17 protein-coding genes are annotated in these 15,636 nt (G+C 34.7%); 7 read left to right on the forward strand and 10 right to left on the reverse strand.

The genetic code is table 11. The features are described from left to right. Positions 1-42 precede the first annotated feature (42 nt). Positions 43-960, forward strand: a complete 918-nt coding sequence (locus tag ACFTQ7_RS03160; protein ID WP_386827243.1) for an EamA family transporter — start codon at positions 43-45, stop codon at positions 958-960. A 189-nt stretch (positions 961-1,149) separates the two neighbouring features. Here ACFTQ7_RS03160 and ACFTQ7_RS03165 read toward each other — a convergent pair whose 3' ends face one another. Continuing rightward, complete coding sequence (locus tag ACFTQ7_RS03165; protein ID WP_386827244.1) at positions 1,150-1,782, reverse strand: LysE family transporter; 633 nt, start codon at positions 1,780-1,782, stop codon at positions 1,150-1,152. A 987-nt stretch (positions 1,783-2,769) separates the two neighbouring features. On the opposite strand from ACFTQ7_RS03165, the gene ACFTQ7_RS03170 reads away from it, so the two are divergent. After that, a complete protein-coding gene (locus ACFTQ7_RS03170) occupies positions 2,770-3,705 on the forward strand; it encodes a peptidylprolyl isomerase (RefSeq protein ID WP_386827246.1) in 936 nt (311 codons plus the stop codon). Positions 3,706-3,994: 289 nt separating this feature from the next. On the opposite strand, the gene ACFTQ7_RS03175 is transcribed toward ACFTQ7_RS03170, so the two are convergent. After that, positions 3,995-4,123: a hypothetical protein gene (locus ACFTQ7_RS03175; RefSeq protein WP_349660607.1), complete on the reverse strand. Its 129-nt coding sequence runs from the start codon at positions 4,121-4,123 to the stop codon at positions 3,995-3,997. 133 nt (positions 4,124-4,256) lie between these two features. Then, positions 4,257-5,270, reverse strand: a complete 1,014-nt coding sequence (locus ACFTQ7_RS03180; RefSeq protein ID WP_386827248.1) for a copper amine oxidase N-terminal domain-containing protein — start codon at positions 5,268-5,270, stop codon at positions 4,257-4,259. A 411-nt stretch (positions 5,271-5,681) separates the two neighbouring features. Between ACFTQ7_RS03180 and ACFTQ7_RS03185 the strand changes: the two genes are divergently transcribed. Next, positions 5,682-6,311: a hypothetical protein gene (locus ACFTQ7_RS03185; RefSeq protein ID WP_386827250.1), complete on the forward strand. Its 630-nt coding sequence runs from the start codon at positions 5,682-5,684 to the stop codon at positions 6,309-6,311. Positions 6,312-6,598: 287 nt separating this feature from the next. Here ACFTQ7_RS03185 and ACFTQ7_RS03190 read toward each other — a convergent pair whose 3' ends face one another. The 6 genes from ACFTQ7_RS03190 to ACFTQ7_RS03215 form a co-directional block, all read right to left on the reverse strand. Continuing rightward, positions 6,599-6,895: an NUDIX domain-containing protein gene (locus tag ACFTQ7_RS03190; RefSeq protein ID WP_483869429.1), complete on the reverse strand. Its 297-nt coding sequence runs from the start codon at positions 6,893-6,895 to the stop codon at positions 6,599-6,601. A gap of 319 nt (positions 6,896-7,214) precedes the next feature. Continuing rightward, on the reverse strand, positions 7,215-7,928 hold the full coding sequence (locus ACFTQ7_RS03195) for an MraY family glycosyltransferase (RefSeq protein ID WP_386827251.1): 714 nt from the start codon (positions 7,926-7,928) through the stop codon (positions 7,215-7,217). Between the two features lie 121 nt (positions 7,929-8,049). Next, complete coding sequence (locus tag ACFTQ7_RS03200; RefSeq protein ID WP_386827252.1) at positions 8,050-8,409, reverse strand: hypothetical protein; 360 nt, start codon at positions 8,407-8,409, stop codon at positions 8,050-8,052. Beyond that, complete coding sequence (locus tag ACFTQ7_RS03205; protein ID WP_386827253.1) at positions 8,378-8,560, reverse strand: hypothetical protein; 183 nt, start codon at positions 8,558-8,560, stop codon at positions 8,378-8,380. Before ACFTQ7_RS03205 ends, ACFTQ7_RS03200 begins: the two co-directional genes overlap by 32 nt. A gap of 12 nt (positions 8,561-8,572) precedes the next feature. After that, entirely contained in the window at positions 8,573-8,788 is a 216-nt protein-coding gene (locus tag ACFTQ7_RS03210) for a hypothetical protein (protein ID WP_386827481.1), read from the reverse strand. A 288-nt stretch (positions 8,789-9,076) separates the two neighbouring features. After that, on the reverse strand, positions 9,077-10,543 hold the full coding sequence (locus ACFTQ7_RS03215; protein ID WP_386827255.1) for an amidase: 1,467 nt from the start codon (positions 10,541-10,543) through the stop codon (positions 9,077-9,079). A 132-nt stretch (positions 10,544-10,675) separates the two neighbouring features. Between ACFTQ7_RS03215 and ACFTQ7_RS03220 the strand changes: the two genes are divergently transcribed. Further along, the gene (locus ACFTQ7_RS03220; RefSeq protein WP_386827256.1) at positions 10,676-11,407 is read left to right on the forward strand and encodes a response regulator transcription factor; all 732 of its coding nucleotides are present in this window, start codon (positions 10,676-10,678) and stop codon (positions 11,405-11,407) included. A gap of 310 nt (positions 11,408-11,717) precedes the next feature. Here the strand turns inward: ACFTQ7_RS03220 and ACFTQ7_RS03225 are convergent, their stop codons facing one another. Then, positions 11,718-12,458, reverse strand: a complete 741-nt coding sequence (locus ACFTQ7_RS03225; RefSeq protein ID WP_386827258.1) for a tetratricopeptide repeat protein — start codon at positions 12,456-12,458, stop codon at positions 11,718-11,720. Between the two features lie 371 nt (positions 12,459-12,829). Here ACFTQ7_RS03225 and ACFTQ7_RS03230 point away from each other — a divergent pair, with 371 nt between their 5' ends. The 3 genes from ACFTQ7_RS03230 to nspC all read left to right on the forward strand — a co-directional run bounded on the left by ACFTQ7_RS03230 (position 12,830) and on the right by nspC (position 15,629). Next, positions 12,830-13,036, forward strand: a complete 207-nt coding sequence (locus tag ACFTQ7_RS03230) for a hypothetical protein (protein WP_386827259.1) — start codon at positions 12,830-12,832, stop codon at positions 13,034-13,036. 227 nt (positions 13,037-13,263) lie between these two features. Next, a complete protein-coding gene (locus ACFTQ7_RS03235) occupies positions 13,264-14,493 on the forward strand; it encodes a saccharopine dehydrogenase family protein (protein WP_386827261.1) in 1,230 nt (409 codons plus the stop codon). Further along, entirely contained in the window at positions 14,490-15,629 is a 1,140-nt protein-coding gene (gene nspC, locus ACFTQ7_RS03240) for a carboxynorspermidine decarboxylase (protein ID WP_386827263.1), read from the forward strand. Before ACFTQ7_RS03235 ends, nspC begins: the two co-directional genes overlap by 4 nt. The last annotated feature ends 7 nt before the right edge of the window (positions 15,630-15,636 follow it).

The raw sequence follows: 15,636 nt of genomic DNA on the forward strand, positions 1-15,636 counted from the left end.
TTTATAATTTCTTTATATTGATAGTTTAGGAGATGTTTTAAGTTGAATCAATCAGCACAGAAAAATCGTACACTTGGTTTTATGCTTGTCATTCTAGGAGCAAGTTTTTGGGGTATTGGTGGTACCGTCGCTCAAAAACTTTTTCAGCAGGAAAATATAGAGGTTGGCTGGCTCGTTTCCAGTCGTCTTCTTTTAGCTGGCCTATTGCTCATTACTGCCTATAAACTTACACATCGCAAAGAGTCTATTTTTGTGATGTGGCGTACAAAGCAAAATGCTTTTAGACAAATTTTATTTAGTTTATTAGGAATGCTGGCGGTTCAATATACTTATATGATGTCGATTGCTATAGGTAACTCGGCTGTTGCGACTTTATTGCAATATTTAGCACCACTTTTTATTATGGCCTATTATTTAATAACGAAGCACAGTCAATTGACAAGGCAGGATGGAATCGCTGTAACTTTTACACTTGTTGGTACTTTTTTATTACTAACAAATGGCTCGTTGTCTACACTTTCTGTACCAGCGATGGCCGTGTTTTGGGGGATTTTATCTGGTCTTTCGGCTGCTTTTTATACGTTATATGCAGTCCCACTTTTACAGCAATTTCACTCATTGTTAGTCGTAGGCTGGTCAATGATTATTGGCGGGATTGTAATGAGCCTCTTCCATCAGCCATGGCAAATTGACGTGTCAAACTGGGCATTGTCGACTATCGCTTATTTTTTGTTTATCGTTATTTTTGGGACAATGCTAGCATTTTGGTTTTATATTGCTAGTTTGAATTATTTATCCCCTAAAGAGACTAGTTTACTTGGTAGTCTGGAGCCCCTAACAGCTGTTATAACAAGTGTGCTTTGGCTTAAAATTACCTTTGGAGGTTTTCAATTTATTGGGACAATCCTTATTCTCTGCATGATTTTATATCTTACAGTTTTTCAAAGAAAGCAATCATAGGAAGGTTTAATAAATCCGGATTTATTTCGCACCGTAGACCCCAAAGACTACGAATCCATACATAAAATTTACATATGCTGAACTTTTCATTAGCAGAGGAAATTTAGCTTGCATCCATGCATTTACAAAGATTACTAACCATGAATGCAGGAAAAATAAAAAGCGCGATCTTTTGGGATCGCACTTTTCTCATATATAGCTCTTTATAGCTTGTATAAATTCATAAATAAAATATCCAGCAAATCCAATTAATAATACGCCCGCTACCATTGTAAGTGACTTAATGACTTTACGACTCATCGCTTTTCTGGTAACCGAAACAATGGCCATCAAGCTTATATCATGTAACAATATGCCACTTAAAACACCTGCAGCAATCACTAGAAAGTTCGATGACTCCCCTTGCCCATATGATTTAGCTAATACAACACCAAAAACATTTACCCAGAATACTAGATTTCCAGGCGAAATTGCAACTAGTAAACCATTACGATAAGAAGTAAAAAATGATTTTGTCACTTTCTCTCCTGCAAGCGTAATATCATGATCAGCATTTTTGATAGAATCCAGTCCTAAAAGGAATAAAAATCCAGCCCCTATAATCCACATAGGGATTTGAATGATAGGCATTGCTAAAATGGTAGCTAGTCCCATATATAATGCAAAAACCAATACAATATCAATTGTCATACCACCAAGTCCGACAGCCCAACCGTGCATAAACCCATTTTTTAGTCCTTGCTTTGTCATTTCTACTGTAATGGCTCCAACAGGCATGGCAATCGCAAGTCCTACCAACACATACGCTACATATAAACTCAAATCAACACTTCTTTCATGCAATAGAATATGTTTCATACGTCCGTTTATAGTTGTATTATAGCATAAAAATACATAAATAGAACATTATACTAATATTTATTCATCTCTATGCTATTATTTTATAAATTATTTGTATGATGGTATTGGGAGACCTATTCCGATTGCTGTTCACTTTTTTGATGCTTTTAAGTAATTTTTGGTGGAGCTTTATAGTACACCGAGCTCAAAGCGTAGACCTAAACTTAAGATGGGGTCTTCAAATATGGTAGAAGTTATAATGGATGAAGGACTAATAAACGATTACAAGTAGCCTGGAATTATATAAAATTTTGTGATTTTAAGTATATCTTCGCCTATTTCTTAACGGTATATTTGCCAACACAGTAATAGCAACCCTCTCAAGCAACTTGGTTTTAATACCCAATGTATTTAAAATTGTTATATTGATTTCAATTGAATTTGCCTATAAATCTTGGCATTGTTTTGATTATTTTTTTACTTTTGGCATATGATTTACAATAGACAACAAGTCAGTTCATTATGTAGAAAATCAAATAAATAAATGCCTACAATTTTAATCCATTGTAGGCAACGAACCAAATAAAATCCCCATCATGTCAATAAACAGACGAGAACTCTAGAAACATATTGTATCTGTCTCGATGTTAATTGTAGGATTCACTTCACTGGAATAATTAGCGATGGAAATAGTGTTGTTCCTTTAGTAGCATCAGTCCCTGACACATGCCTTTTTGTCAATGTGTTGCCATCCAGTCAGTATTCTCATTCATCAAGATTCCTCTGCTATTAAACTTTTGAACTTTCCCTATCCCCTAATCTTAAAATAACCTTAAAATATCTTTTATAAGAAACCTTTTTGGATGGAAAATCGTATAATGATTGGTAATTTTAAACGGTTGTCCTGAAGTATAATTAGCTAGGTTTTTGTTATACAACTGCAACAACAAGAAGTTAGGAGAGAATTCCATGAAAAAAACAGTATTAACATTCACACTTGCAGCATCAGTTCTTGCATTAGGCGCTTGTAGTAATGATTCAGCAACTAATGACAAAGTAATCGCTACTTCTAAAGTTGGAGATATCACTCAAAATGATTTATATGAAGAAATGAAAGCATCTTCGGGAAATCAAGCATTTCAATTTCTAATGATTAAAAAAGTACTATCAACGAAATATGAAGTGACAGAAGATGAAGTAAACGCTCAATTAGAAGCTGACAAAAAGCAATATGGCGATAATTTCGAAACCCTCATTGCACAACAAGGAGATACAGAATCTTCGTACAAAAAACTCATAGAACTTAACTTATTAAAAGAAAAGGCATTAGCTGAAGATGTGGAAGTAACAGAAGATGAAATTAAAGCTAAATACGAAAATATCAAAAATGAAATCCAAGCTCGTCATATAGTAGTAGAAAATGAAGAGACTGCTAAAAAGGTGAAAGCGGAACTTGTATCTGGAAAAGATTTTGCAGAAGTTGCAAAAGAGTATTCTATCGAAGAAGCAGCACAAACAACTGGTGGGGATTTAGGTTGGTTTAACAAAGCAACTAATATGGATCAACAGTTTTTAAAAGGCGCTTTCGCATTGAAAAAAAATGTTATCAGCGATCCAATTAAATCTAGCTTTGGCTATCATATCATCGAAGTGACGGACAAGCGTGAGATTAAAGAATCATACGAAGATAAAAAAGCCGAGCTTGAAAAGCAATTAAAGCTAGCAAAAGCGGAACCTTCAACGCTATTAACAAAAGTAGCGAAAATGATGAAAGATGCTGATATCAAGATTAAAGATGAAGATTTAAAAACTACGTTAGATGAGTTTTTTGCTGCTGCTGAAACACCAACTGAAACAAATACAACGACTAAAGATGCAGATACATCAACAAAAGAAAGTAAATAATTATTCATACAAAAAGCGTAAGGGCATAAGCTTTTACGCTTTTTAATGCTTTAAGAAATAATAAAATCTATTGCATGAGGATTACTTTCTACAAGTGATTCTTTTTCCAGACTCCAACGCCTTGTCTCTGAGCAAGCTCGAACAAAATCGCTTGTGGTGGCTGAGGAGCTTGCCTCCTTGCTTTTGATGTTATTCAAATATAGGTCTTTATAAAACGAACGGTTTTCTAATAGGAATAAACGTTCAGTACACTTTCCAGTATTTGTTTTGTCTAATGCAAAATGGACCTTTAATCCTTGTCCGAGCAGTATGTACCTTCTCCTGTTTCCTGCTTAAAACTTTTACGAAATGGTTTGCCTTTATCTAAGAATGCTTGAACCTGGCTTTCTCCTTTTGAATTATCCAGACCAAGAATCATAGTTAGCCCCCCTAATCCTAGTGTCATAGCTTCGCTTGTTATAAGAGTTCTAAGTCCCAGCCAACGGAGTCGACCGCAGATGATATAGGTCGACTCCTTTTTGTTTTAGAGGAAACTCAATTAATTGTCAAACTCAATAAAATTTTTCCCAAGAATATGATCTGTATGGAGATGGCGTAACATAAAGAGAATTGTTCCTTTTAACAAATGTGAAATATGCTTCGCCCTTCTCTGTGGACGATACCCATTTGTATTCCTCTCGAAGAGTACCTTTACCTGATAATACTCCAGGACCACCCAATATATTGACTACTTCATCATAGGTCATGCCTTCTTTAATAGTAGCCGTACTTTCGGCTGTAACATCTGGGTAACTTAAAATCGGTAGGTCCTTTCCTTTATAGATCATCATATTTAAATAATTTGTTTTAATGGGCCCTGATATTATAATTTCATTGATGCCATCACGGAATGATTCTGGAGCCCCAAATATGTCAACACTAGGCTTTTTAGCAAAAAGATAATCAAGATCGATTGAGTTAAAATGATCAGCATCAAGAGCTAGAAATTTTTCATAATTGACTGTAGGTTTACCAAAATCTCTCACCTTACGCAATTCTTTATCATAAACATCCTTTTCAAAATCAGATGGGATCAAGTTCACACCTATACTAGAAATATATATATCTGTGTTTTGGTAATCCCAACGGACATCTATTCCAAGCAATTCCCCAATAAATCTTAAAGGGACTACAGTTCTTCCATTAATAATCTGACTAGGTGCATCTGATTGAATATGTTCTACTTCTTCTACACCGTGGCTATTCAAATAAGAACTTGAAGTTATAGTAGCCGTTTTTTGACCAATTGGTAAAACAACAGTGTAGTTAGTGTTTTCGATAGAGTAAACAATAGTGACTACTTTCTTTTTCGAATCCCATTTCACACCATTCCCTAAATATTCAGATACAAATCGAAGTGGTACAAGAGTTCGATCATTTTTTATTATAGGTTTTTGATCCAATACTACTTCTTTAGTGTTTACAAATACTTTAATAGTGTCGTTAGCACTAGCAGTATTATGAGATGTAAACAAAAAAGTCGTTGTAAGGAAAGCTATTAAAACAATATTAAATCTTTTAAACATCGTTCTCTCCTTCAAAATCATATTATTAATATCTCTAATAAGAGCTGTTCAAAAATAATATCGGATTCTACCCTCTTTATTTTATAGAAAGAGTAAGAAAGAGTTTATGAGGATAGAAAGCCTATTAAGGCTAACCAAGAAGAACAATCCACTTTTAATGTAGGTTAATAGCTAATCTATTTAAAGATAAATTAGCTGCTTCAAATAGTTATTTCAACAAAATAGGTCACAGTTCATTGACAGTAATTGTAATTTATTTTTAAAAATGGTTCTAAAACAAAATTAAAGAGCATCATTCGTGAATGATACTCCTCTAAAAACCGCACTTATTTATGATACGGTTCACCATAATATGTATAAGTGCGGTTTTTTCCAATCAGATTTATACTGTAATCTAAGGATGTGATTGTAATGAATTTAGAGATTGGCTTTTTACCCAAAAAGTATTATGAAAATGCACCTACAACTGGAGGCTATTACTTTTTTATAAATGAAGGCATTCAATATGCCATTAATATTGGCGAAATGTATTATCCAGACTATACAGACGAACAACTTGCTCTATTTACAGAAAGCTTAGCCACATTTCCACTTTATTATTTATTCGAGCAGAGTGATAGAAATATTATTGAAGAGTTAAAACAAGAATTACATGATGCACAGCTACCATTTGAAGTATTTTATCAATCAAAAAAGAGCACTTATTTAATGATTACTGTCATAAATCATCAAGAACTAATGCGCCTAATTCCTATCATGATTTGGCAGCATAATTATAATATGAGCTCTATTTGGTCAAATCGAAAAAGCACTTTTATGTTAGAAAGCAGAATTTGGGACGCGAAACGTACAGATGGGATAGATGCTTCGATAGAGGAGACCATTTGCATTCATTTTAACGAACCAACAACTGCTTTTTTATTTAGTCATGACTTCAAAGGTACAGATATTTTTTCAAACGAAAATCGCTTTTCAACATTAGAAGATGTACAAAAGTTACTACCCTCATTTATTAAAACTGACATTATTGAATTTGGATAAATGAAAACCACCTAAAATGCTGTCACTCCAACGTTCTAGGTGGTTCTTTTCAAAAACCGCACTTACTTATGATACGGTTCACCGAAACTAATATTAAATTCATTATAAAAATAGATTTCCTTATTGGACTAACCTGCCAATACCCTAACCTAATACAATTAAACTCAATTATAACTTAGTTTTTTCTTCAACTAAATTGCTCCTTTAGTACAATAAGAAAAAAGGGCTGCATAAGCAACTCGATGATCTTTAATTAAAGCACCCAGATAGTTAAAGAAGATTCAAGATTATAATAAGTGTTTTTGAATTATATAACGTGCTTTCTCCACCAAGTTCGAAGGTAAATCATCCAAAGGAAAAAATTTAATATTTAAACTCTCATTATCATTTATTGATAATATTCCACTAATATTTGATGTAGTGTAAACAGCGGTTACACCAAATATCTCATCTCCATTTGGATATTTATGGTATTCTTTTTCTCCAGATAAAATATCAATAAATCTTAAGTCTTTTGCCTTTAAACCAGTCTCTTCGTATAATTCTCTTATAGCGGTTTCTTCTAAACTTTCTCCGTATTCCATAGCCCCACCAGGGAACCCCCCATTTATTATTATCGGAACGTTGTTGAAGTAGGATTTCTCTCATCACATTAAAAACAACAACAGTTGACCCAGCCACCATGAGAGGTCTAGTCCCAATAAGTTCTCTCATTTTTTTTATATAATTCCCCAAAATAATTACTCCATTTCTTTGCTTCGTGCTTCAACTATTATGGAACCTTTAGCTGAACATAAATTATTTAATTTTTCATAAAATCATTGGTTCAAACAGCATCGAATAGGAATTAGTTACTCTTTCTTAAAATAAACTGCGCCGTTAGTTGAAAAAGAACTTTAGTTTCTAAATAAAGCGATATTTACGTGAAAATTGCGTGATAATCAAAATAATCGTTAACCCAACAACGAGATACCACATTAAATGAAAAGGAACTATGAACATTAATACACCAAATAAAATAGCTGTTAAAGTGCTAACTTTAATTGATTGTATACTCGTAAATTTATCTTTAATAAAATAATATAAAGTGAATGGTATTGCTAAAGTAAATATCGGAATATAAATTGTTATAATAGATATTTTAATAAGGGATATTGAAAGTACTGCTATTACGAAGCCTATTGACGTAGTAAGAGTTCTTCCTACAAATGCATTACCTGAAAAATAGCCGTATAGCAGAATAAACATAATTGTTAAACTGGCACAAATTCCCGTTATTAAAACAAATGAATGGCCTATGATGAAAGCAGACATTGAGAAACAAACTAAAGAAATGAATGGCAATAGCAATATTGAAGGATTTTGCATTTTTTCTATATTCATTACATTTGTAAAACCTACTAGAAATAATAAAGTAAACGGAATCGTCAAATATCCTAATTCAAAGTGATTACCTAGATTAATATAACTAACTTCAAGTTTGCCAACCATTATTATTACAAGTGATGCACAAATTTGACCAAATGGCCCCCAAATGCTTGATAATTTAAAAGCTTGCGTAAGCTTATCCGTAATTACAATTGAAATGATGCCAATTAATACAGCTAAATATAACAAGTTTTCCCTCCCGAAATCATTTATTAGAAATACTAAAGTTAAATATTACTATCTAAAATTATACAACATATGGAATAATAACTAAATACAAGAGTTATGCTTATTCAACTAAATTGCCCCGTTAAGAATGAATCTTTTTAAATTGCTCATAGTCCGATGTTTTATAATAACGACTAGTAATAGCAACTACATTTTCAAAAGAATCTTTCGAAACTCCAAGTAATAAATGCTCACCTGTTTTATTGGCGTTTATTTGCTCCAGAAATGCTAATTGTCGAGTATTCAGTTCATTAATGAAGAAATAAAAGTTCGAAATTTGTGGATATATCTGCTGCAATGTGCAAAGTAATTTCTCTTGGATCGTTACATCTTCATTTATAGAAAATGGTCCCCACACTTCAGTTGAATCGCCGTCTATATCTAATCCAATAAGTGCTTGTATATGTTCATTATCGTAAGCAGCTATATGTAAATTCACCATCGATAAAATCTTCCTGTAATGTACTCAATAGTTCTTGTTCATTTTGACCACAATACCCAATGTTATGTTGTTCTTCGATATTTAGCTGTGCAATAAAATGGGCAACTTCCTTTAATTCGGTTGGGTAAATTCTTTTTATTATGTACCACATATCGCAATCTCCTTAAAGTGATTTTTCTTGATTTTGATGACATAAACGTAAAACATAATTGAGATCAATATCTTCATGTAAATGTTGTGGTGTCCAAGGTATATAGATATGTGGCTTTACGCCTGTATCATTGTAATGATATTTTTCATGCATTTTAGAAATGCTATAAACAAATTCGTAATCATCATAATCTACAGTTACGACATTAAAGTAGTCCATAATTCCCATTGTAGGGCGTCCAACTACGGTAACTTTTGGTGATTTCTTAACATTCTGTACAAATGTATCACCCGAACTTCCACAGGTTACATCCGAAAGAAAATTTGGTTTTTGAAAATTCAAACTGATTCACTATTGTTATAATGAAATATAAAAAAATAATCGCATATAAACATAGTACGGAGAACGGTATAAGTTAGTTCAGGAACTATTAAGAACGTTATTTAAATGGAGCATCGTGCCATGTCTGTAAAGTTGCAAAAAGTAGGTACAAGAAAAAATCTTGTACCTACTTTTTTATGTTGTTGCAATTCCCACAACTTCTGCACCCACATGTACGGGTGGTTTTCGATCTTTCCATGGAGCTGATTCTTCTAATTGTTTTCCAAGCTGTAAAAGGGTTAACTCATCGGCGAAGCGTCCTGTAAATTGCAGCCCGATTGGTAAGCCAGACGCACTCATTGCGAGTGGTAATGATAATGATGGTTGTCCTGTTGCGTTAAACAAATTGGTAAACGGCGCGTATGTGAAAATCTGCTCTGTCCATTCAATTGCCGAGATATTAGGATTATTTGCATTTAGCTCGCCAATTTTCGCTGGTAATGTGCCAATTGTTGGACTTAAAAGAACATCATAATCTTCAAAAAATGTCGCTACTTGACGTGATACGAGTGCATTCGTATTAATTGCTTCTAAAAGTGCGCTAGCTTTTAAGTTTTTCCCATATTCATAGCATTGCCAAATGGCTGCTTCAATAGTATCGCGTGATGGAGTTTTACCTGTTAATTCTGCTGCCCCCACAATCATTTTATAAATATTCGCTGTCCAAATATTTACCGTTGCGCGTGAAAATGGTGCTTCTTCGTAAACTGGTCGAGCTTCGACTACTTCATGTCCTAATTCTTCTAATAATTTTACGGCCTTATGTACGGCCTCGATACATTCCGGATCAACGAATGCACCAGAATTTGTTTCTGTTGTCCAGGCGATTTTCAGTGGACGTACCTTTTGCTGAATCGCTTGACTGTAAGGCATTTCTGGGCTTTGAATAATCGAGTAGCATCCTAAGTCTGGCCCAGCTACTTGGTCCAGTAATGTAGCGGTATCACGAATGGTTTTTGTTTGTGCAAATTCAATTGCTAGACCATTTAATGCCTCACTATTATAAGGCCCCATTGGCACGCGACCACGTGAAGGCTTTAAGCCAACGATACCACTACATGATGCAGGAATACGAATGGATCCGCCTCCATCATTACCATGCGCGATTGGAACGATACCACTTGCGACTGAAGCAGCTGCACCGCCACTTGAACCACCAGGGCTATGTTCTAGATTCCATGGGTTACGTGTTGGACCATAAATGACAGCTTCTGTTGCAGCATTATAGCCAAACTCTGGTGTTGTGGTTGTACCGCTTAACACAAAACCAGCGTTTTTAAAACGTTTCATTAATTCGCTATCGACAGACATTACAGCATTTTCAGCAACACGACTGCCCATACTATGTGGCACACCTTCCGCATGAAGCACAACTTCTTTAATTAAAAATGGGACGCCTGCGAATGGTTGATTATCATTTAAAGTTGAAATCGCTTTGTCAGCATGTTCCTCTAAAACACTGGCAACGGCATTAATCGAAGGGTTAACTTTTTCAATACCTTGTAGCGCTAATTTTGTAAGTTCTTGTGGTGTCACTTGCTTTGTTTTTACTAACTCCGCTAATCCAAGACCGTCATATGATGCGTATTCCTGTAAATTCATCTGATCACCTCGTTAAAAATTTTGACTTACAAATTCATCTTAAATTGAAATAATAATAATTGATATTACCCAAAAGGATAATTTGTTTCGAACAAGAATATATGAATCTAATAGAGAAAAGGAGGAATTATTTTGTATGAGCAAAAAGAGGTGGAGTTTTTATTAGAAACAACGTTTAGAATTTCGAATATGAATATGCAACAAACAAGTGGAGACTTTAAATTGAATATGTTGCAAGTATTGAGTGAATGTTTTCAATATGAACATACTATATTTTGGGAAGTAGCAGATGGTGAATTAAATGAACAGCCTGTCTGTTTCAATGTAGAAACATATACGATACAAAATTATTTACATGAATTTAAATATTTTGATCCTTTACACCCAGTGAATATGCAAAACCAACCCGATATTCAATTAATGCAACGAAATGAAGCAATATCGAAGAAGAAAAAGCGATATTATGTTGAGCGCTTTTTACAAAAAAATGATTTTATCGATGAAATGGTTATGTATCTGTATAATCAGCAAAAGCCAACAGCGGCTATTGGCTTTTTACGAAAAGAAGGGGAACTACCATTTACAGCACAGGATAGTCAAAAGCTATCATATGTAAAGCGGATGATTGAAAATGTTTATTTATTACATCAATATGTTCAGCCAGGCGAGTCATTGCAAATTACACAACGTGAAAAAGAGTTGTTAATATATTTATGTAAGGGCTTTAAAAATGCTGAAATTGCTAGGTTTTTATATGTCAGTGAAAATACAGTAAAGAAGCATCTGCAAAATCTGTATCGAAAATTTCAAGTAACTTCCCGAACGCAGCTTGCTTTAAAATATTCAGAAAGCTTTCGAACATAATAATAAGATGTCGGTAATCGATAAAAACCGAGTGCTATTTTAACCAAAATACTGCTGAACAAAGAGCTGGACTTTCATCAAAAGATATATTTGATATGATTTAATTAATTAAATAATAATAAACAAGGCAAAGGTTTCATGATCAATCTCTACCTTGTTTATTATCTAATTACGCTATTTCTATTGATATTTAATAATCATTTCCCCACCCGTTACAGTAAATCCACCGAACAGGCTTGAATTGTACCTTTACTTCAATAAATCTATTTTTTAATCATGCAACTTTTAGGAACTTCTCTTCTCATCCGTATTATAGCATTAGTTTTTTCCATTGCGACAGCACATCATTGGATTTCGCAATGTCCACTTTTAATGAAACCTGTTTATTTGAGCAACGTTTCTTAGCCTTTTCCCAAGCTTCTTCTAGAGCAGGTAAATAGCTTAAATTTTTTGTAGCTGCGACAAGCTGTAAAAAAATATTCCCTTGAATATAGTACCAGCGAGGGTTCATACTATCTAGTTGAATTGCCTCTTCAATAAGACGTAGTGCCAAGTACGGACTGCCTTCATTGCGGTTCAAAAACTGTGCGAAAGCTCCCCAGTAAAGAGCTTTATTTGGTTGTAGTTTTATCGCTTCCGCATATTGCACAAGTGCTTTGTCATGCTCCTTAGCAAGAGCAAAATATTCGGCCATTGTATAGTAAGCATTCGCTTGTGCCTCGGCCGATCCAGCCAACAATTCATCTACTATTTTACCAAATTGCTTTTCATCCTCACTTCCTATGTATGTAGCGAGTACATCACGCTCTAGATAAGAGCCATCTGTTCGTTCAACACTTTGCTTCATTTTTTCAGCAGTAGGAATAGGCATATTTGCATAACCGTTCGCTTCCAACAATGCGACGTGCTGTTGAATGGTTGAACATGATTCATGTTCTGAAAACGCACTATTAGCTATAAGTGCTTTGGCTAATTGATAGCTTTCTTTCACATGACCATTTATAAATAATTCATTGATTTGTTGAACTTGCTCATCAAATTGGTTAATCACTATATAAATCCTCACCTTCACAAAAGAAAAATCTTATAAGTATTTTACCATCTTTAAATCTAAAACAAACTAAATAGCAATAATTTTTATATAATTCTCTCAATTGTTTAGCACTACCTTTATAGAAAGACCATACTACTAGAAGTTAATCTTCGTTAATACTTGGGCACTCATCGGGGATCAGCAATAGAGGAACGTGCGAAAGCGAAGCGACAGCAACAATAAAGCGCCCAGTCGGAACAGAAATCAACCCTACGTTTTAGTGATAAGCCTCAAAATAAAAAAGGGTTTGATAAAGTTCTGAATTATGAGATAATTGAAGTATGTTTTCATTTTTGAGGGCATGTAAACTGTAAATAGGAGGGCTTACTTTGAATAGACGATTGCATTTTGTATCGCTTATTATCGGAAATCTGTTAACACTAGGAGCTATTTTCATTTATGCTATGCAAAGTCAAGTGGATGTGGCCCTCAGCACATACGCCCTTGTGATGGGGTTCTTAAGCACATCACTACTAATCTTTTTTTATTTATGGGGGGATGAAAAACAACAAATTTCGAATCCTTTTTCTAAATAAGTCGGGTGATTTATAATAAACAAATTTCCCCTTTTCTACGTTAGTAGTTTAGGGATTTTTTTCATGAAAAGCTTCTTTTTTTGTGGTTTTCCCCTCTGAATACGACTAATTATTGTTGAAAAATAAAAAATTTTGTGGAAAATTCAAAAAGAATGATTGAGTAGTGATTCAATTTTCTGTATAATCAGCTTGTTTGACAATACTTATTTGAACTTGGGGGTAGACAATTGGGTAAAGCATTGATTATAGGAGCTGGCGGAGTAGCCAGTGTTGTGGTACACAAGTGTGTTCAAAATTCGGACGTATTTGAGGAGATTTGTATCGCAAGTAGAACTGTTTCAAAATGTGACGCTCTAAAAGAAAAACTAGACGGCGGAAAAACAAAGATTCATACTGCACAGGTAGACGCAGACAATACGGAAGAGGTTATTGAGCTTATTAAAGCCTTTGGACCAGAAGTTGTTATTAATGTGGCACTACCTTATCAAGACTTAACGATTATGGATGCTTGCTTAGCGACGGGTGTACACTATGTGGATACTGCAAACTACGAGCCACCTGAAACGGCAAAATTTGAATATAAATGGCAATGGGCTTATAAAGAGAAGTTCGAAAAAGCTGGCTTAACTGCTTTACTTGGTAGCGGTTTTGACCCAGGCGTAACGGGCGTTTTCACAGCTCATGCACAAAAACACGAATTTGATGAAATCCACTACATTGATATTGTGGATGCAAATGCTGGTGATCACGGTTACCATTTCGCAACAAACTTCAACCCAGAAATCAACATTCGTGAAATTACAGCGAATGGTCGTTACTGGAAAGAAGGTGAGTGGGTTGAAACTGCACCACTTGAGAAAAAAGAGGTTTATAACTTACCAGAAATCGGACCAAAAGATATTTACCTTTTATACCACGAAGAACTAGAATCACTTGCTAAAAACATTAAAGGCTTAAAGCAAATCCGTTTCTGGATGACATTCTCTGAAAAATACTTAACTCACTTAAAAGTATTAGAGAATGTTGGTATGACTTCTATCGAGCCTATCGAATTTGAAGGGAAAATGATTCAACCAATTCACTTCCTTAAAGCTGTACTACCTGATCCAGCATCACTTGGACCACGTACAAAAGGAAAAACTAACATCGGTTGTATTATTCGCGGTCTAAAAGATGGTAAGGAAAAAACTTATTATGTGTACAATGTATGTGACCACGAAGAATGCTATAACGAAGTTGGTTCACAGGCAATTTCCTATACAACTGGTGTACCAGCAATGATTGGTGCAATGCTTGTGATGAACGGTCAATGGCGTAAACCTGGCGTTTGGAATGTCGAAGATTTCAATCCCGATCCATTCATGGATGCACTAAATACATGGGGTCTACCATGGCAAGAAAGCCATAACCCAGAATTACTTGACCTAGAGTTAGATGCAAAGGAATTAAATCGATGAAGCCAATTGATTTCTCAAAAGTTCCGTCCCCTTCTTACGTAGTGGATGAACGATTATTAACAAAAAATCTAGAACTTTTAAAATCGATTCAAGATCGAACAGGCTGCCGTATTTTACTTGCCTTAAAAGGGTTTTCTATGCATTCAACATTCCCTTTAGTGGGTGAATATTTAGCAGGGATTACGTCTAGCTCATTATTTGAAGCGCAACTTGGCTATGAAAAAATGGGCAAAGAAGTTCACGTTTATGCACCAGCTTACGTGGAGCATGAAATGGACGAACTACTTGGCTATGTTGATCATATTGTGTTTAATTCATTTAACCAATGGAACCAGTATAAGGACAAAGTAAAATCTGCTGGTAAAACAATTGAATGTGGTATTCGTATCAATCCTGAGTACTCTGAAATTGAAACAGCACTTTACGACCCTTGCTACACGAATTCTCGTCTTGGCACAACTTTAGCCAACTTCGACAAGTCACAGCTTGACGGTATTGATGGCTTACACTTCCATGCGATGTGTGAGCAAAACTCAGATACGTTAGAGCGTATTATACAAGTTGTCGAAGAAAAATTTGATGATGTCTTACATCAAATGAAATGGTTAAACTTTGGTGGGGGGCACCATATTACTCGTGAGGATTATGATGTAGAAAAGCTTGTAAATATCATTAATTACATTCAAGACAAGTATAACCTTCTCGTATATTTAGAGCCAGGTGAAGCTGTTGCACTTAATACAGGTTATTTAGTAGCAACTGTCCTTGATATACAGAAAAACGGTATGGACTTAGCAATTTTAGATACATCGGCAACTTGCCATATGCCAGATGTTCTAGAAATGCCATACCGTCCAATGATTATCGGTTCAGGTCACCCAAATGAACTAGCTCACACATATCGCTTAGGCGGGCTTACTTGTCTTGCAGGTGATGTAATTGGCGATTATTCATTTGAACAACCTTTACAACCAGGCGATCGTCTAGTATTTACAGATATGGCGCATTACTCAATGGTGAAAAATCATATGTTTAATGGTGTAAACCTTCCATCCATCGTTTCTTATAACGATGAAGAAGGCATTAAAGTCATTCGTAAATTTAAATTTGAAGACTATAGCAGCCGACTTTCATAATACCAAA

Origin of the sequence: Lysinibacillus sp. NPDC056959 (genome assembly GCF_042674095.1) — a bacterium.
GTDB classification, from domain to species: domain Bacteria; phylum Bacillota; class Bacilli; order Bacillales_A; family Planococcaceae; genus Lysinibacillus; species Lysinibacillus zambalensis.